The sequence below is a fragment of the Ruegeria sp. A3M17 genome, from assembly GCF_003318255.1.
Classification (GTDB): Bacteria; Pseudomonadota; Alphaproteobacteria; order Rhodobacterales; family Rhodobacteraceae; genus Ruegeria.
The window spans coordinates 87,837-105,962 of the sequence record NZ_QOCF01000004.1; the positions used below are offsets into that span (position 1 = coordinate 87,837).

Annotated in this window: 17 protein-coding genes, 2 pseudogenes and 1 riboswitch; of the genes and pseudogenes, 4 read left to right on the plus strand and 15 right to left on the minus strand. The window is 57.3% G+C overall.

Annotated features, from left to right (window positions below; genetic code table 11):
- Positions 1 to 13 precede the first annotated feature (13 nt).
- The 8 genes and pseudogenes from napA to DS906_RS01880 form a co-directional block, all read right to left on the minus strand.
- Positions 14 to 2,506, minus strand: coding sequence for a nitrate reductase catalytic subunit NapA (gene napA / locus DS906_RS01850; protein ID WP_113788559.1), 2,493 nt, complete (start codon positions 2,504 to 2,506; stop codon positions 14 to 16).
- On the minus strand, positions 2,503 to 2,796 hold the full coding sequence (locus DS906_RS01855) for a chaperone NapD (RefSeq protein ID WP_113788560.1): 294 nt from the start codon (positions 2,794 to 2,796) through the stop codon (positions 2,503 to 2,505). Before DS906_RS01855 ends, napA begins: the two co-directional genes overlap by 4 nt.
- A complete protein-coding gene (locus tag DS906_RS22390) occupies positions 2,793 to 2,993 on the minus strand; it encodes a 4Fe-4S dicluster domain-containing protein (protein ID WP_233494652.1) in 201 nt (66 codons plus the stop codon). Before DS906_RS22390 ends, DS906_RS01855 begins: the two co-directional genes overlap by 4 nt.
- Positions 2,994 to 3,056: 63 nt before the next feature.
- Positions 3,057 to 3,356, minus strand: a pseudogene (locus DS906_RS22395) (4Fe-4S dicluster domain-containing protein); the annotation flags it as partial.
- Between the two features lie 101 nt (positions 3,357 to 3,457).
- Positions 3,458 to 4,471, minus strand: coding sequence for an iron ABC transporter permease (locus DS906_RS01865; RefSeq protein ID WP_113788562.1), 1,014 nt, complete (start codon positions 4,469 to 4,471; stop codon positions 3,458 to 3,460).
- A gap of 1 nt (position 4,472) precedes the next feature.
- Positions 4,473 to 5,423, minus strand: a complete 951-nt coding sequence (locus DS906_RS01870; protein ID WP_113788563.1) for an ABC transporter substrate-binding protein — start codon at positions 5,421 to 5,423, stop codon at positions 4,473 to 4,475.
- A gap of 10 nt (positions 5,424 to 5,433) precedes the next feature.
- A complete protein-coding gene (locus DS906_RS01875) occupies positions 5,434 to 6,219 on the minus strand; it encodes an ABC transporter ATP-binding protein (RefSeq protein ID WP_113788564.1) in 786 nt (261 codons plus the stop codon).
- Positions 6,216 to 6,572, minus strand: a complete 357-nt coding sequence (locus DS906_RS01880; RefSeq protein WP_113788565.1) for a DUF1636 family protein — start codon at positions 6,570 to 6,572, stop codon at positions 6,216 to 6,218. Before DS906_RS01880 ends, DS906_RS01875 begins: the two co-directional genes overlap by 4 nt.
- Positions 6,573 to 6,672: 100 nt before the next feature.
- Positions 6,673 to 6,881: riboswitch (cobalamin riboswitch) on the minus strand.
- Between the two features lie 191 nt (positions 6,882 to 7,072).
- Here DS906_RS01880 and DS906_RS01885 point away from each other — a divergent pair.
- Both DS906_RS01885 and DS906_RS01890 read left to right on the plus strand, forming a co-directional pair.
- Entirely contained in the window at positions 7,073 to 8,467 is a 1,395-nt protein-coding gene (locus tag DS906_RS01885; RefSeq protein ID WP_113788645.1) for a bifunctional enoyl-CoA hydratase/phosphate acetyltransferase, read from the plus strand.
- The gene (locus DS906_RS01890) at positions 8,460 to 9,632 is read left to right on the plus strand and encodes an acetate/propionate family kinase (RefSeq protein ID WP_113788566.1); all 1,173 of its coding nucleotides are present in this window, start codon (positions 8,460 to 8,462) and stop codon (positions 9,630 to 9,632) included. Before DS906_RS01885 ends, DS906_RS01890 begins: the two co-directional genes overlap by 8 nt.
- 3 nt (positions 9,633 to 9,635) lie before the next feature.
- On the opposite strand, the gene DS906_RS01895 is transcribed toward DS906_RS01890, so the two are convergent.
- The 7 genes and pseudogenes from DS906_RS01895 to DS906_RS01920 all read right to left on the minus strand — a co-directional run bounded on the left by DS906_RS01895 (position 9,636) and on the right by DS906_RS01920 (position 15,564).
- Positions 9,636 to 10,106, minus strand: coding sequence for a phage holin family protein (locus tag DS906_RS01895; RefSeq protein ID WP_113788567.1), 471 nt, complete (start codon positions 10,104 to 10,106; stop codon positions 9,636 to 9,638).
- A gap of 10 nt (positions 10,107 to 10,116) precedes the next feature.
- A complete protein-coding gene (locus DS906_RS01900; RefSeq protein ID WP_113788568.1) occupies positions 10,117 to 10,392 on the minus strand; it encodes a hypothetical protein in 276 nt (91 codons plus the stop codon).
- Between the two features lie 165 nt (positions 10,393 to 10,557).
- On the minus strand, positions 10,558 to 11,223 hold the full coding sequence (locus DS906_RS01905) for a D-lyxose/D-mannose family sugar isomerase (protein WP_113788569.1): 666 nt from the start codon (positions 11,221 to 11,223) through the stop codon (positions 10,558 to 10,560).
- A gap of 17 nt (positions 11,224 to 11,240) precedes the next feature.
- Positions 11,241 to 12,167, minus strand: coding sequence for a carbohydrate kinase (locus DS906_RS01910; protein WP_113788570.1), 927 nt, complete (start codon positions 12,165 to 12,167; stop codon positions 11,241 to 11,243).
- 37 nt (positions 12,168 to 12,204) lie between these two features.
- Positions 12,205 to 13,206, minus strand: a complete 1,002-nt coding sequence (locus DS906_RS22400) for an ROK family protein (protein WP_369933953.1) — start codon at positions 13,204 to 13,206, stop codon at positions 12,205 to 12,207.
- A gap of 21 nt (positions 13,207 to 13,227) precedes the next feature.
- Positions 13,228 to 14,529: pseudogene (locus DS906_RS22405) on the minus strand (GH1 family beta-glucosidase); the annotation flags it as partial.
- Positions 14,530 to 14,532: 3 nt separating this feature from the next.
- Positions 14,533 to 15,564, minus strand: a complete 1,032-nt coding sequence (locus tag DS906_RS01920; RefSeq protein WP_113788572.1) for a LacI family DNA-binding transcriptional regulator — start codon at positions 15,562 to 15,564, stop codon at positions 14,533 to 14,535.
- A gap of 216 nt (positions 15,565 to 15,780) precedes the next feature.
- On the opposite strand from DS906_RS01920, the gene DS906_RS01925 reads away from it, so the two are divergent.
- Both DS906_RS01925 and DS906_RS01930 read left to right on the plus strand, forming a co-directional pair.
- Positions 15,781 to 17,049 carry an ABC transporter substrate-binding protein gene (locus DS906_RS01925; protein ID WP_113788573.1) on the plus strand — a complete coding sequence of 423 codons (1,269 nt, stop codon included), beginning with the start codon at positions 15,781 to 15,783 and terminating at the stop codon, positions 17,047 to 17,049.
- A gap of 66 nt (positions 17,050 to 17,115) precedes the next feature.
- The gene (locus tag DS906_RS01930) at positions 17,116 to 18,123 is read left to right on the plus strand and encodes a carbohydrate ABC transporter permease (protein WP_113788574.1); all 1,008 of its coding nucleotides are present in this window, start codon (positions 17,116 to 17,118) and stop codon (positions 18,121 to 18,123) included.
- Positions 18,124 to 18,126 lie beyond the last annotated feature (3 nt).

Consider the following 18,126-nt stretch of genomic DNA (forward strand, 5'->3'; position numbering starts at 1 on the left):
CCTCGCTTGTCTGTTACGCGCGCTCGACTTTGCAGGCGCATTTTTTGTAGTCGGTCTCTTTCGACAACGGGCAGGTTGCGTCCAGCGTCAGCTTGTTGGTCAGCTGATGCTCGTCGAACCATGGCATAAAGACCAATCCGCGCGGAACTTTGTTGCGGCCGCGCGTTTCAACACGGCTTGTGACCTCGCCCCTGCGGGTGGAAAGTACGATCTCTTGACCACGGCGCAAACCGCGATCCTTGGCGTCCTCCGGGTGCATGTAGACAACGGCGGACGGAAACGCGCGGTGCAGTTCGGGCACGCGGCGGGTCATCGAACCCGAATGCCAGTGTTCCAGCACACGACCGGTGGACAGCCACAGATCGAATTCCTCATCCGGTTCCTCGGCGGCGGGCTCATAGGGGGCAAAGATGATCTTGGCCTTGCCGTCCTCGTAGCCGTAAAACTTAACGTCTGCACCTTCCGGCACATACGGATCATACCCTTCGCGGAAGCGATAGAGTGTTTCCTTGCCGTCGACGACGGGCCAGCGCATACCGCGGGCCTCGTGATACATCTCGAACGGAGCAAGGTCGTGCGCGTGGCCGCGTCCGAAATCGGCATATTCTTCGAACAGACCTTTCTGAACGTAGAACCCAAAATGCTCGGCGTCGTCGTTGTGGAACCCTTCCGCCGTTTCCGACAGCGGGAACTGGTCGACTTTGCCGTTGGCATACAGCACGTCATACATGGTCTTGCCGCGATGCTCGGGCATCTTGGCCAGCAGCTCTTCGCCCCAGACCTCTTCGATGGTAAAACGTTTCGCGAATTCCATCAGCTGCCACAGGTCCGACTTGGCCTCACCCGGTGCCTGCACCTGCTGGCGCCAGAATTGGGTGCGGCGCTCGGCATTGCCATAGGCGCCCTCTTTCTCAACCCACATGGCCGTGGGAAGGATCAAGTCGGCCGAAACTGCGGTGACAGTTGGGTAAGGATCCGAGACTGTGATGAAATTTTCCGGGTTACGGTAACCAGGATAGCCTTCTTCGTTGATGTTTGGCGCGGCTTGCATGTTGTTGTTGCACTGGACCCAATAGGCATTCAGTTCGCCGTCCTTCAGTTTGCGGTGCTGCAACACAGCGTGGAAGCCGGGCTTGGGCGGGATAGTGCCCTCGGGGATGTTCCATGAGGTTTCGCAGATTTCGCGGTGCTCATCATTCGTAACGACCATGTCCGCCGGCAGACGGTGGGCAAAGGTCCCCACCTCACGCGCCGTCCCACAGGCCGAAGGCTGACCCGTCAGCGAGAAGGGCGAGTTGCCGGGTTCGGATATCTTTCCCACCAGCAAGTGTACGTTGTACATCAGCGAGTTTGCCCACGACCCGCGGGTGTGCTGGTTGAAGCCCATGGTCCACAAGCTCATCACTTTACGGTTCGGGTCGGCATATTGCTGGGCCAGTTTCTCCAGCTTGTCTGCAGGGACGCCAGACAGTTCAGAGGTGTATTCCAGCGTGTAGGCCGCGACCGCTTCGGCGTATTCTTCGAAGCTGATCGGATCCATCTTGCCCGAGTTCGGATTTTCAGCTTCTTGCTGCAGCGCGTTGCTGTCGCGCAGGCCATAGCCGATATCGGTAGCGGTTTTGGTGATGTTGACGTGTTTCTTGATGAAGTCTTCGTTTACCGCGCCATTTTGAATGATGTAGTTGGCGATGTAGTTCAGGATCGCCAGATCGGTCTGCGGTTCAAAAACGATGCCGTTGTCCGCCAGCTCGAACGAGCGATGCTCAAACGTCGACAATACATGTACTTCGCAATCCGGTTTCGTCAGGCGCGTATCGGTCAGGCGGGACCACAGGATCGGGTGCATTTCTGCCATGTTCGAACCCCACAGAACGAACGTGTCCGCGTGCTCGAAATCGTCATAGCAGCCCATCGGCTCATCAATGCCGAACGTCCGCATAAAGCCCACAACGGCTGATGCCATGCAGTGCCGTGCGTTGGGGTCGATATTGTTGGACCGGAACCCGGCTTTCATCAGTTTGGAGGCCGCATAGCCTTCCCAAACCGTCCATTGACCGGAACCAAACATGCCGACACTGGTCGGGCCTTTCTTGACCAGCGCCTCTTTCCATTTTTTGGCCATGACATCGAACGCTTCGTCCCAGCTGACCGGCTCGAACTCACCGTTTTTGTCGTATTCGCCGTTGGTCTTGCGCAGCAAAGGCGTAGTCAGTCGATCCTTGCCGTACATAATCTTGGACAGGAAATAGCCCTTGATACAGTTCAGCCCCCGGTTCACAGGCGCGTCGGGGTCGCCTTGCGTCGCAACGACGCGACCTTCTTTGGTGCCAACCAGAACAGAGCAGCCTGTACCACAGAACCGGCAAGCCGCCTTGTCCCACCGGATGTCTGGCGCTCCGGCCTGGGCATTTGCTTGACCGGCTGCCAGCGGAATACCAGCGGCTGACGCCGTTGCTGCGGCCGCAGAGGCCTTGAGAAAAGTCCGACGGGATTCAGAATGTGTCATTGCGTGGGCCTCCGGCTGGGGGTTGGGCTTGGGGCATCGGGCTGCGGATGGGCGTCCGCGGGATCCTCGAAATGGTGATAAGTCAGTGTCAGTGAGATGACGCCCGGGATCTGGTGCAGATCCATGATGATCTCGGACGCAAGGCGCGATGGCGTGTCTTCGACGACGACAACAAAACGCCCATCTTCTGTTTCGGCGTGAATTTCGACACCCGGCGTGTCCTTCATCACCCGAGCTGCTGCGCTCGTGTGATCAGGTGTGACATGGGCGAGACAACCGCAGATGTTCATTGAGTAGCTTCCATTTGTGGTTGAGGTTGGCGTTCCATCGCAATGGCATCGGCGGGACATAAACTTGTGCAAATCCCGCAGCCGTTGCATGTATCAAGGTCAAGCACCGGCTCTGCGCGGCCACCGGTCATCAGTTTGAAACGGATCGCGCTTTGTTCGCAATTGTCCTGACAGATGCGGCAACTGATGCCGTTCATAGATAGGCAGGTGTCCGCTGTAAGCGCGGCGCGCCATGGCCAATCTGGCAGACGGTCAATCCTTAACGCTTCGGTTGGACAAATCCGGGCGCAGTCACCGCAGAAGGTGCAGGGATTATCAGTGGGCTGGAACCGGGGGTATCCATCTGCCCCGATAACGATCGCATCCTCGGGGCAAGTATCTGCGCAATCACCACACTTACTGCATGTTTCAACAAAGCACAGCTCAACCGAGCCCGGAGGTCTGGCGATATTGCCGTCCTCTGGTCTGATCTTTGCGCTTAGAAACGCGCGTCGGCTGGTCAGTTGTTGCATTGCATGCGACCTGGCTACACTCGATTCCCGTAATCGAGTGTATCGCATACCGTGATCTGTGGGGGCCTTTTTTGATGTAGGTCATTTTGCCTGTTAAATATTAGCCATTTAAGAAACTTTAATTTTTTGGCCGAAGCGACCCTTTGAGATCATCTGCGAGGGCGCGCGGTTCGGATCAGCAGAAGAAAGACAAAAACCGATCCCAGCGATGTCGTGACAATACCAACAGGCAGCTCTTGCGGGGCAAGCAACAGACGGCTCAGGATATCCGAACCTGTCAGCAAAGCTGCTCCGACAATGGCGGCCGTTGGTACAAGCTGACTGTGCAATGGTCCTGCGATACCGCGCGCGATGTGCGGAACCATCAAGCCAACAAACCCGATCACGCCCGCAACGGACACAAACACAGCAGTCGCAAGAGCGGCCACAAAGAACATTCGGAACCGCAAGCCCTGAACGGGCACACCCAGAGTGGCGGCGGTCAAATCACCAGTCAGCAGCGCATCAAGCCAGCGGCTGCGGTACATCGCATAGGCGAGGATCAACACTAAACCGGCACAGACCAGCGGGAATGTCTCCCACCGGGCAAGACCCAGACCCCCAAGCATCCAGAAGATAACAGAATGCGCCGCACGGCTGTCGCCCGCGAAAATGAGATAATTGGTAATAGCTGAAAACAAAAACGAAACCGCAAGCCCCGCAAGGATCAGTTTTTCGGGCGCGCTTGTGCGCAGCCCATGAACCAAAGCCAGTACAATGCCTGATGCGACAAGCCCTCCGAAAAACGCGGCCAGTGGCAGGGTCCAAAAGCCCAACACATCTCCGGTTACTGTAATGACAAAGACAGCCCCCGCCGCAGCGCCAGAGGACAGGCCGAACAGAAACGGGTCCGCCAGATCGTTGCGTGTGGTGGTTTGCAGGACAACGCCGACGATGCCCAATCCGGCACCGATCACGGCGGCAAACAGCGCGCGCGGCAGGCGCAGGTCAAACACGATGCGGTGGAGCGGAGACATTTCCCCTTCCACCAGTCCCGTGCCCAACAGGACACCGGTTAGCGCGTCAGAGGCCGGAATGGAAGTGGTCCCGTAGACCGTCGAGGTCAGCAAAAGGGCGGCCAATACAGCCGCCCCCAGCAAGAGTGTAAGGCCAAGTCGGCCCATATCAGTTCAGGCCCGGGTGCATGGCTTTGGCCATTTTCGAAATTGCGTCGATATTTGCTGGTCCGGGTGTCAGCTCTTCGTAGCGCAGACCAATCCAGCGTTCGTTCTTGACCGCGTCCGTCTGAGACATCACGGGATGGTCCTGCAGGAACTTGAAGGTATCCGCGGCGCCATTTCCAGTTTGATAATCAAGTAAAACCAGGAATTCCGGGTTCGAAGCAGCAACAGCCTCCCATGAGGAACGCCCCCAACTGGTGTCCATTTCATGGGTGACGTTCTCGCCGCCGGCGGCAGCAATCATGGCGTCAGGAATGGCAAACTTACCAGCCGTAAACGGGGCATCGGCGGGGCCGTCCAGCAGGAAAACGCGGGGTTTCGGCAGGTCCGCTGTCTGTGTCTCAATCGCGGACAGTTCTTCTTTCCAGCCGGAAACCAGCTCCTCTGCCTTGTCTTCAACGTGCATGACTTTGCCCAAGCGAAGGACGTCAGTGAACAGTAGGTCCATACTGGCTTCGGGGCGATCCTTATCCAGATGTACGCAGCTTTCGGTCAGGATCATTGTTTTGATGCCGAAGGGCGCAAGCGTGTCCGGGGTCACGTCACCGCCCGGTTTCATGCCATAGTACCAGCCTGCAAAGAAAAGGTCGGGTTCGACAGCGACCAGATTTTCAACCGTCGGATACTTGGGCGCAAGTTCCGGGATGTCGCCGCGCAGGGTGTCAAACTCGGGGCTGGTTTTGTACCAGCCAGTGATGCCCGTCAGGCCAACGATCTTGTCCTGCAAACCCAGAGCAAAGGCCATGTCGGTCATGTTCATGTCGTGCACGACCAGCCGCTCGGGCTGAGTTTCAAACACCATCGGCTCGCCACAATTGTCGACAGTGATCTCGTGCGCTGTTGCGGCACTTGCAATGCCGCTGATCAGTGCTGCGCACCAGAGTGTTTTGTTCATGTTGTTTTTCCTAGTTTGAGGTAGTGGTTCTTCGGATATCCAGTGCCGGGATCATGCGGCCTTCGTGCTGAAAGCTAAGATAATCGACACCGAAAGTTTCACGGACCCTTTCGGGTGTCAGCACTTCGTGCACCGGGCCGAAACCGGTCAGGCGCGTGGATTTCATCAATGCGACATGTGTGGCGAATTCCGGGATCATGACCAGATCATGGACGATCATGACCACTGTTATGCCCAGCTCGGCCACCAGCGACAGCATGCGTCCCTTGGCGTCCGGGTCCAGATGGTTTGTCGGCTCATCCAGAAACAACAGCGAAGGATTTTGCGCCAGCGCCCTTGCGATATGAGCACGCTGACGTTCCCCGCCGGATAACACGGCCATCCGCTTGTCGGCGAGGGCGACGAGTCCGGTCAGTTTCAGGATGCGGTCCAATTCCAAGGCGTGTTCAGCGGCAGATCGATCGGCGCGGATCGGGATTTGTCCAAGGGCCACGTAGTCGCGTAGAAACAAACGCCCGTCCGGCGATTCCTGCTGACTGACTACGGCGATCATTCGGGCGCGGTCCATCGCCGAAAGCTGCCGAAGGCTGCGCCCCTTTACCAAAACGTCCCCCAGCACAATCTCTTCACCGCCGCATAAAAGATTCAGCAACGTTGTCTTGCCAGCACCGTTTGGGCCGGCAATTGCCAGAGTTGCCCCTTCATTCAGTTCGAAATTGACGTTTTGCAGCAGTACGTCGCCGTTCAGGGCGTAATACTCCAGTCCGCGCGCCTCAAGGAAAGCTCCGCAGGTCATACGCTTGTCTCCAGCTTTAGCTGTGGTAGGCGCGCCAGGGTCTTTTCAAGAAGAGCAGGCGGGCGTTGCGTTGCGTTGGTCCAACCATCACCGCTGCGATGGTATTGATGCGCAAATTCGGCCAAAGCATCCACGTCCTCAGCCGATTGGATGTCACCGAAAAGGTACTGCGTCTTGTCTAATGACTGAAACCCGACGGTTGTGGGCCGACCGCAACCGGCCATGCAGGAAACGCTGCGGATGCCAAAACTGGATGGAAGCTTGCTTGCAAGCGCAGCGCGCAATGAATCCGCCCGGTCAGAGCCTTCGCAGGTCTCGCAAATCAGAAGGAAATGATCAGGACTGATCGACATGGCCCACTCCGCCTGTTGCCAAGCGCGGACAGAAGGTGCCAATCATGTCATCACGTCTTAGACGTGTCATAAAGCCTCCTTCCAGGACGCCCCGCCCCGGGTTGGTTGAACATCGGATGGTAGGTCTCCTGACTTGCGGGTCGTGGCTTGGCCATCCTTCCCGACCCATTTTGGGCCAGTGGGTATTTGGCGTCGCTCACCGCTTACAGTTGCGGGGGCAGTCACGGACTTGGCGCTTGTTGGCAACCTCACCGTATTCCCTTTTCATCCCTTGGCGAACCACAGGGAACCATCGCGGTGATGCTTGCCCGAGTTCCGAATTTGGGTCAAGCGATAATCCGCGCCGCCCCACGAGCAGAGGTCATTTGTCATTTGCCATTGATCTGACTACGCTGCGTCGCAGAAATGTAGGGACAAAGGTGGATATGTTCTGGTTCCGGGAGGCCGAACATCCAATATTTGTAACGACGAACATGCATTCGAAAACAAAGCCGGACGAGATGAAAATTCAAGAAAACAGAACCTATTCTCAACTGAAGGTAGGCGACAAGGCACAGGTCACCCGATTGTGCACCGTGGACGACTTGTACGCGTTTGCATCGGCTTCGGGCGATCACAACCCGCTAAACCTGGCGGCCTATGACGGAGATGGAGATGGGCACCCCGAGGCTGTCGCGCCCGCCTTGTGGCCCGCGGGTCTGGTGGCTGCGGTTATCGGGAACATCTTGCCGGGGGCCGGTACACGAACACGCCGGGCGGATCTGAGTTTTCATGCTTCGGTTTTGGCGGGCCAAGAGCTGACCGCCTTTGTTTCCGTCACCGAAAAGCGCGAGGACGGCGACCTTACCTGCTCTGCCGAAGTGCGCCGGGTCGGGGATAACGCATTAATCCTAAGCGGCACCGTACAGGTCACACCACCGTCGCGGCATTTGACCTTCGACTCGGTTGAGGTGCCGGGACTGATCGTTCAACGTCACCGGCACTTCGACGCTTTGTTGGAAAAGGCACGTCCTCTGGACCCGATGCCCACAGCGATCGTTGCGCCAGAGGAGCCAAATTCGCTGGGCGGGGCGTTGCTGGCTTTGGAAAACAGCATCATTACGCCGATTTTGGTAGGCGACCCGGACAAAATCACCGCCGCTGCCGCCCAGCTTGGGGCTAATTTGGCCGGGATTGAAATTATCCAAGCCAAAGGCCACGATGTGGCCGCTCATCGCGCCGTCGATCTGGTCGTCGAAGGCAAGGCCCGGATGTTGATGAAGGGTCATTTGCACACGGATGTCCTGTTGCGCGCTGCTCTGCGCAGGGAAAAAGGCCTGAGAACCGGGCGGCGGCTGTCGCATGTGTTCGTGATGGACGTGCCAGGCATGTCTCGGCCCATCATGGTTACCGATGCCGCGGTGAACATCGCTCCTGATCTGGAAACCAAGGCAGATATCGTTCAGAACGCCATCCATCTGGCGCATTCCATTGGCATCGAGATGCCTAAGGTTGGCGTGTTGTCAGCGGTTGAGACCATCAACCCGCATTTACCGTCGTCTGTCGATGCGGCGCTGTTGTCGAAAATGGCCGAGCGTGGACAGATCACCGGCGGGCTGGTCGATGGCCCCTTGGCCATGGACAACGCGGTTGATCTGAACGCGGCGCGGACAAAAGGCATCACCTCACCAGTCGCGGGCGTCGCAGACATTCTGGTTGTTCCGAATATCGAAGCCGGCAACATGGTAGCCAAACAGCTGACATATATCTCTCATGCTGAGGCTGCCGGCGTTGTGATAGGTGCTGCGGCACCGATTATCCTGACATCTCGGGCAGATGATGACGCCTCGCGGCTGGCGTCTTGTGCGGTCGCGGCCCTGCATGCAATTGCGAATGAAGGCAAAATCCATGGCTGAACATGTTCTGGCGCTGAATGCCGGGTCGTCCTCGTTAAAATTTGCGCTATTCGAGCTGGTCGAGGACCGACGCCCCAGTATGCGCTGGCGCGGTCAGATCGAGCGGTTAGGGGATGCCCCACGCCTGTTGGCCCAATCGGCGGGGGGGCGATCTGTCGACCGCCAGCTGTCTGGGGCTAAAACTCACGACGAGGCCATCAACGCGTTTCTTGAACTTACCCGCGAATACCTGCCGGACATTCACGTCCGGGCCGTGGGCCACCGTGTCGTTCACGGCGGGTCGGTTTATTCGGAACCCGTCGTGGTGGATGATCGCGTATTTGACACGCTAAGCGGTTTCATTCCCTTCGCGCCCTTGCACCAACCCTACAGCCTTGCCGGTATCAAGGCGGCCGCGGCAGCCTTTCCGGGTACAACCCAGATTGCGTGCTTTGATACCGCGTTTCATCGGACGCATCCGTGGGTGAATGATACCTTCGCATTGCCTCAAAGATTCTACGAAAAGGGCGTGCGCAGATACGGGTTTCACGGGTTGAGCTATGATTACGTCTCGCAAAAGCTGAAAGAAATTGCGCCGGGTTTGTACGACGGCCGTGTCGTCATTGCGCATCTGGGAAATGGCGCGTCGATGTGTGCGGTGTCGGGTGGTCGGGCCGTAGCCTCGACCATGGGGTTTTCGGCGTTGGATGGTCTGCCAATGGGCACTCGCAGCGGGCAATTGGACCCGGGGGTCGTGCTTTACATGATGCAGCAAGAGGGGATGGAGGCAGACGAAATCGCCGAGCTTCTCTATCGAAAGTCCGGCTTGCTTGGTCTGTCCGGCATGTCCTCGGACATGCGAACCCTGTTGGCGGCTGACACTCCGGACGCGCGCAAGGCGATTGAGTATTATGTCTTCCGCATCCGCCGTGAACTGGGCGCCTTGTCTGCGGCACTTGAAGGCATCGACGCTTTGGTCTTTACCGGAGGCATCGGTGAAAATGCCGCCCGTATCCGTCAGATGGTCTGCGAAGGCATGCGCTGGATCGGGATTGATATGGACCCGAACCGAAATGCAGACAACGCTACGGTTCTGTCCACTGATTTCAGCCGGGTGCGTATTCTGGCCATTCCCACGAACGAAGAGATGGTGATCGCGCGTGCAGCGGCCAGAATGGTAGAATAACTCCTAATCCGGTTTGTTTTTTCCACGCCGCGCATATCTGAGCAGAACGCCTAGAACCGTGCTGATAATATCGGGTGACAGCATCCCGATCGGATCGCGTTTTAGGCCGACGATTGTGTTGCGCGCCTCGGCGAAGTTGTCCCGGACTTCGTCCTCGATGTCGTGCAGCGCCATATCCCGCAATTCGACGGCAGCCGAAGTGTCACTTTCGGCGGTCATGGAGTTTGCGACCAGTGCGAGGATCACGGCCAGAACAAGGTTCACCCCGGCCACTATGATCGCGGCCAGAGACTTTGACATGGTCTCGGACAGCCAAAAGAACCCGGAGACGTTCAGCATGATTACTGCAAGCCCAACGGCTAACCCGGCAGCAGCGTAAAAGCCTGTGCGTTTTGCCGCGACGGACAGTTGCCTTTGAGCAATAAGTCGCTCGGCTCGCAGGATGATCGAAATGTTGCGTGAAATGCGGTTCATGTTCGGGCTCCTACCGGGAACGGCCTAGAAGATAGCCAAGCGTGAAAATCCCAAGGGCGAATAGGATCGGCCTTTTGTGGGGAAATTCTTCAAGCTCGGTCATGACTTCTTCTAGTTGCGTTGACCACTCATCCAGGCTTTCGACAATTCCGTCCGTCATCGATTTGTGGGGATCAGCTTGTTTGCCGCTGTGCGAATCTGAGACGCCTTCTCGTGCACCGGATTGTTCGGCCAGCTGACGCCGCAACTCTGCGACCTCGGCTTCTAGCTGTGCTTTGGTTACCATCACTTGGGTCCTTCGATGGTCGCGCAAAAATCAGGCTCGCGACTATTTCCTTTGTCGAGGGCCATGTTAATTCGATTTTTTGAATTCGGGAAAGGGTGTTATCCCGATGCAGCGATCAGCACCCGGTCCGGATGTGATCAAGCCGGCGCACGCGCTATCCGTTTATCAATAGTCCGATACCAGCAGAAAATCGGGCTTTGTGTTTTCCTCAATCGTTGCAAAGCGCGGAATGGGATCCTCGAATACATTATCGGTCCGGTCATCGTTGACAGTTGACACCTCGCCAATCAGGCAGTCGCCCTGTTCCGCCCAGAATGCGTGCCAGATACCCGGCATCAGGGTTACGCTCTGACCGGGTTTCAGCCTTAGCAACTCACCAGGTTGGATGGTGACAGGGCAGTTGTCACTGGGAACAACCACCGGGTTATCCCGGTCTATACCGCCGTCCGGGTCCGAGGCATAAATCTCCATAACCAGATCGCCGCCGCCCCGGTTGATGATGTCTTCGGCCTTGATGATGTGGCGATGCATCGGGGAGAGTTGTTTGTCCCGAGAAACCAAAAGCTTCTCTGCGTAAAGCATCCCGCGACCTTTGTTCAGATCCTGCACATCGCCATTGCGCAGGGTAAATAGGAACAGGCCAAGCTCATCAAACCGGCCTTGACCATAGTCGGTAATGTCCCACCCGAGGCCACGGTCACGGATGCCTTGTGCCTGTGCGCTGCACATTTGTTCCGGCGACCAGTTGGCAAAGGGGGGTAGGACGGCCCCGAACGAGCGAATGAAGGCTTCGGCTTCGGTTTTGATGTCGTTGATATCTGATCTTTTCATCTCGGTCCCTCAGGGGGTCAAAGTTCATGCGCCCAGGGCGGGTTTGCGCCGGCGCGGGAAACGGTGATGGCGGCGACGTCTGCGCCCTTGGCTAGCGCGGCTCGCAAGTCGTCCGGGCCTAACGTCCGCAGATTGGCCTTGGTCAATCGACCTGCACGGTCCAACTCAGCCAGAACGCCGGCGTTGAACGTGTCACCGGCACCCACCGTATCGACCACCTCGACCGCTTTGACAGGCACCGAAGTTTCGGACCCGTCTGCCAGATATCCCGACGCCCCATCACTGCCGCGCGTTACGATAACTACGGAAGGTCCTGCTTGCAGGAGTAGTGGGACTTTCTCGGCCAGTGTTTCAGGCCCTGGAACGATCCAATCCAGATCTTCGTCCGAGACTTTCACGATATCAGATTGAGTGATCATACGGTTCAATCGTGTACGATACCGTGTTTGATCCTTGATAAACCCGGGTCGGATGTTTGGGTCCAGCATGACCGCCCGGTCTGATCCGTGGCGTTCCAGCAGGGCCGCGTAGGCGTCCGCGCAGGGTTCACATGCAAGACTGATCCCGCCAAAATACAAAGTGGATACAGCAGGCAGCTGTTTTGGCATGTCTTCGGGCGTCAACATGCGCCCAGCCGAGTTTTCGTCGACAAAGCTGTAGGTGGCATGGCCGTCCACAAGCTGTACAAAGGCCAGTGTCGTGGGGCGATCCGATCGGATCACATGGCTTGCGTCCACATGGCTGGCTTGCAGCGCGTCTGCCAGTTGCTGTCCGAACATATCCGACGATAGTCCGGTCAACAGACCCGCCGGCGCGCCCAGCCGACCCAAAGCAATGGCTGTGTTGAAGACGGCACCACCGGAATGGGGTACGAAACCGCGCGAACCCGAGACGGTCGGCTCGGCGATCATGTCGATCAGGGCTTCACCGCAGCACAAAATCATGCCGTGGTCCTTTCTGTAACAGGGTCAGGCGGCCAGTTTACCGCGCGAGCGCACTTTTACAGAAATTGTTAGCGCCAACAATGCCAAATTCATCCTGCTCGGACACATACAGGTTCATTGAGCGCCGCAAGTCACTGAACCGCCCACCGGCGTTAAAGGCATCCCGGAACGCATCCTTGAATAGCCACCGGTTTTTCTCGGCGACGCCACCCACAAGGAAAACACCTCCTGTCGGCATGTAGGCGACGGCGAGGTCACCCATGATGGCCCCAAGATGCGCTTTAAACATTTGCGCAGTTTTGACCGCAATCGGGTCGGATTCCGCCAATGCATCCTGCAGGATATCCTTGGCACTGTGCTTCGCCGCATCGGTCTGTCCAGCGGCCATGCTGGCGGCTTGGTACAGAATGGGAAGGCCAGTGCCGCTGAGGAACATTTCCGCTTCGATCACTAGGCTGTCATCAAAGAAGCATTCGGGCGCGATATGGCGTGCCGCTTTGAAGATTTCGACCTCATCCTCGTGCCGGGGCGAAAGGCCAACATGGCCACCTTCGCCCGACGCAGTATGGTATCGCCCTTCGGAGTACAACAACGCGCCGACGCCAAGGCCAGTACCGGGGCCTACAACCAAGCGCGTTCCTGTCGGCGGTGTCTCAGCCCCTTGCAAGACCTCGACATAGTCGCCGGTGATTTCGGCCACCGACCAGGCCGCGGCGGTGAAGTCGTTGATAACAAACGTATGTTGCGCGCCAGTTGCGTTGCCGATGTCGTGCTCGGACAGATCAAGTTGCGCATTCGTAAGCCGGATCGTCCCATCTTTGACGGGTCCGGCACCGGCCGCGACAACGGCGCGTGGATCGGTGCCAATTTCGTCCCGCAGGCTGTGGAACGCATCCAGAAGCTCTGGCAACGACCCGGTTGGGTGTTTGCGAAGGTCCGTCAGCTCTCCGTTCGAGATGACACCCAGCCGTGTGTTTGTGCCACCGATGTCCGCGACAAGGTTCCAGTGCTCGTGCATTGTTCCGGCAGGCTGAGCCATCGGCAGAGAAACGGACCCACCGGACAAGGCCGATTTCAGCGCGTTGTACGAGGCTTTGGGCGTTCGTTCGAGCGTATCGAAATCTACATCAACCAACCCGAACCGCTTTTCATAGCCAAAGGACCATTCGTAATTGTCCAGCAGCGACCAGATGAAATAGCCCTTGACCGGGACGCCTTCGTTCAGCGCGTTTTGAACAGCGCCAAGGTGCTGGTTGAGGTAATCAATGCGGTCGTCATCTTGTTTGCGTTCCGGGCTCGCCATGCCGTTTTCGGTGACGTAGATCGGCAAGTCGCCGGTATAATCCCGCATCGTACGGGTCAGAAAGCGGGTCAGGGCATCGGGTTCAATCTCCCACCCCATCTGTGTTTTGGGAAGCGGGCCGGCAACCTCTTTCAGGCTTGGCCATGCGGTATCGGCGGGCGCGATCAGTTTGCGTGTATAATAGTTCAGACCACACCAATCGACGGGCGCACCGATTGTGTCAAAGTCGTTCTGCCAGCCAGAAGGAAGGTGAGGCTCCAACCCTTCCAACACGTTTTGCGGATAGGATTTGTTGAACACACCGCCTAAGAAAAACCGGTTGTATATTCCGTCATAAAGATCAGCCGCCTTGCGCGCAGCGGGGCTGTCATCGGCAGGTTCGGTCCATTCCAGATTGAACACAGCGCCCAGGTTTGACATGCCCAGACCACGCATCGCCTCAATGGCGCGACCATGGGCCAGCAGAACATGATGCATCGCCCGTGCCGTGGCGCGAATGTCGCGCATTCCGGGTGCATGGTGGCCTTCAAAATGGCTCAGCCAGCTGACGCACCATGGCTCATTGATCGGCGCAACACTGTACATGCGGTCGCCGATGCGGCCCATGATGACCTCGGTGAAATCGGCGAACCAATTTGCGATATCCCGGTTGCGCCAGCCACCTAGATCGGCAAGTGGAGAGGGCAATTCCCAATGATACAGGGTCGCACAGGGGCGAATGCCGCGTTCCAACAGGGCGTCGGCAAGCCGGTCGTAATAGTCCAGACCTGCCTGATTTACGGGGCCACGCCCTTCGGGCAAAACGCGCGCCCAACTGGTTGAGAATCTGTAGCTATCAAAACCAGCATCACGCACGAGATCGAAGTCTTGGGGGAAGCGATTCAGATGGTCGCAAGCCAGATCTCCATTTTCGTTTCGCACCACGTTTCCGGGCGAGGCCGCGAAACTATCCCAATGGGTTTTCCCTGCGCCGCCCTGTGCGTGTCCTTCGATTTGATAAGCCGAGGTTGCGACACCAAAGAGAAAATCTTTGGGGAAGTCCGAGCGTGTATATTTCATTTTTCAGAACCTGTTTGGGGCGGGGCCAGTCGAGCCGCCAACTACCAGCTCGGCCTCCAGCAATCTAGTTTTCACCGGGTCTTCCGGTGATTTGATGCGTTCGATCAGCATTTCAGCCGCCATTTCTCCGGCCCTGCGTACAGACGATCGTGTGGCGGTGAAAATCGGTACGTCCTGACCGTTCTTGAGGTAAGATAAGTCGTCGTCATGGGCGATGACCGAGACGTCTTTGCCCATCTTCAACCCCGCTTCGTTAAGCGCGCGACGCACTCCGATAGCGGAAATCATGGAGGCTGTCAGGATGGCCGTAGGCGGGTCAACCAGGCGAAGCATATCGCGGGTTTCATGGTGGCCATAAACCTCGGTCATCTCGGCGCTGCGCATCAATTCCGGGTCGGGGGACAGACCTGCCTCATGCAGGGCTTCAAGATATCCGTCGCGGCGACGTTGAGCAAAATCCATATCCTCAAGCCCGTTGATCAGGGCAATGCGGCGATGCCCAAGGTCGATCAGAAAACGGGTGGCGCGCAGGAACGAACTTTTGTTGTTCACGTCGATCCAGTCATAGGGCACGTCCACCCCGGTTGATCTGCCATGAACGATAAAGGGCACGCCCATTCTGGTTAGGACCTCGATCCGGTGTTCGTTGACCTTGGGGCCTTGCAATACAATACCATCGACCGCGCCACGCTGGAAAAGACTGCGATAGGCTTCCTCGATCGAGGTGTCATCTGCATTAGTGAACATCATGTCATATCCATGATCCGAATACTTGCGTGCAGCACCGGCGACAAAATCACCAAAAATCGGGTTCACCATTTCATGCTGGGATGAGGAGGGAATCACGTGCCCAATCACCATCGAGCGCCCTGTTGCCAGTCCCTTAGCCCGGCTGTTCGGTCGATAGCCATGCTTGGCAGCGGCGGCTTGGACGCGCAGGCGCGTATCCTCGTTCACCTCGGGGTAACCATTCAGCGCGCGGCTGACAGTGGTTTGAGATAAACCAAGGATTTCTGAGAGCTGCTTTAGATTCATCTTCGCTTCAAAGCGCCTTCAAATTTGATCATTTTCAGATTTGCGGGCGCTTCCTGCCCGACTGCCACATCTTGCTGACACTGCCCTAAATATTAATAATATGGGCAACAGTAAACAGATTATTGACAAAAATTGAATGTTAGCGGATAAAGTGCGTTATCCAAAGCGCTTTGAAAATGAGTCTCAAAGGCGCGAGCAAAGTTGGGAGGAAACTTCATGAAACACTCGCTTTATGCAGGCGCGGCCACGTTCGCCCTGATGGCGGGCGCGGCGCATGCCGACAAGGTCACCGTGTTCGGCCCGTGGCTGGGGCCTGATCAGGAAAATGTCGAAAAGGTTTTGGACGGCTTTGCCGCAGCGACCGGGCATGAGTACAGCTATGTCGGCTCGGACAGCTTTGAGCAGCAGATCAGAATTGATGCCGAAGCCGGATCGGCGCCCAACGTAGCAGTGTTTCCCCAACCCGGTCTGGCATCAGATATGGCCAAGGCGGGATTCCTGACGCCCCTGAGTGAAGGAACTGCGGATTGGATTCGCGACAACTATGCGGCCGGTCAGTCGTGGGTGGATCTGGGAACCTATCAGGGCCCGGACGGGCAGGACCATCTGTATGGATTTTTCTACAAGGTCGACGTGAAATCGCTGGTTTGGTTTGTCCCGGAGAACTTCGAAGACGCCGGCTATGAAATCCCGACCACGATGGAGGAGCTGAAGGCGCTGTCCGATCAGATCGTTGCAGATGGCGAAACGCCATGGTGCATCGGGCTGGGGTCCGGCGGAGCGACGGGTTGGCCCGCGACCGACTGGGTCGAGGACATGATGCTGCGCACCCTACCGCCCGAGGATTATGACGCCTGGGTCGCCAATGACCTGAAGTTCAACGACCCCAAGGTTGTTGCAGCGATTGAAGAATTCGGGGCGTTCGCGCGCAACGATGACTATGTGGCCGGTGGTGCTGGTGCTGTCGCGACCACCGACTTCCGCGACAGCCCGAAGGGCATGTTCAGCTCGCCTCCGCAGTGTTACATGCACCGTCAGGCTTCATTCATTCCGGCTTTCTTCCCCGAAGGCACGGTTGTGGGCGAAGATGCCGATTTCTTCTATTTCCCAGCTTACGAAGGCAAGGATCTCGGCAGCCCGGTCCTGGGCGCGGGCACAGTTTGGGCGATCACCAATGACAGCCCGGGCGCGCATGCGCTGATGAAATACCTGGAGACACCCGAGGCGCACGAAGCCTGGATGGCTCTGACCGGGTTCCTGACGCCGCACAAGGGTGTCGATACCTCGGTCTTCTCAGACCCAACGCTGAAGAAGATGAACGACATTCTTCTGGGGGCCACCACCTTCCGGTTTGACGGTTCCGACCTGATGCCGGGCGGCGTGGGTGCAGGCACCTTCTGGACGGGAATGGTCGACTATACGGGCGGAACACCTGCCCAGGACGTCGCCGACGAAATCCAGTCCTCGTGGGACGCGCTGGACTAAAGCGTCTGAGATTGGGCAACCCGCTCTGCCGGGTTGCCCGAACCTACCGACCCAAGGGAGAGCGGCATGCACCCGGCATTTCAAGGCCTGCTGACCATCGCCATCGGCGTGTCAGGTTGCGTGGGCTACTTCTATCTATCCAATCAGTTTCTGGACAGAGTTTTGTTCCCGCCTCGGGGGCCGAATGCTGGCCGCAACATCAACCGCGCGAACATGATCCGGCCTTGGTTGTTCCTGTTTCCAGCGCTGGCTGCTTTGGGCTTGTATCTGGCCTATCCGGTTGTCGAAACCCTGCGGCTGTCACTGACTGATCGTGTCCCGGGCGGCGGCTACAAATGGGTCGGGCTGGACAACTATATCCAGATGGCCAAGGAGCCCAAGTTTTGGGAAGCGATGCGCAACAACATGTTCTGGCTGATCATTGTGCCTGCAATGTCGACGGCCTTTGGCCTGTTGGTGGCACAGCTGACTGACCGCATTCGTTGGGGCAATCTCGCCAAGTCGCTGATCTTTATGCCAATGGCGATCTCGTTCGTGGGGGCATCGGTTATCTGGAAGTTGGTCTATGACACTCGTCCGGCCGAACAAGATCAGATCGGAATGCTCAATGCGCTCTATATTTTCTTTGGCGGGACCGAGCCGCAGACTTGGTTGACGATACCGTTCTGGAACAGCTTTTTGCTGATGGTTGTCCTCATCTGGATCCAAACTGGTTTTGCCATGGTTATCCTATCTGCCGCCCTGCGCGGAATCCCCGAGGAAACGATTGAGGCCGCAATTCTGGATGGGGCCAATCCGTTTCAGATATTTTTCCGGATCAAAGTGCCGCAGATCAAAACCACAATCCTTGTCGTCTGGACCACGATCACCATCACCGTCCTCAAGGTCTTTGACATCGTTTTTGCCATGACCAACGGCCAGTGGGAGACGCAGGTACTGGCCAACTACATGTATGACAAGCTGTTTCGCGCCAACGACTGGGGCGTCGGGTCGGCTTCGGCAATGGTGATCATGCTCCTGGTGGCTCCGATCCTTGTCTGGAATGTGCGCAACGCGCGGCAAGAGATGGAGTAGGGT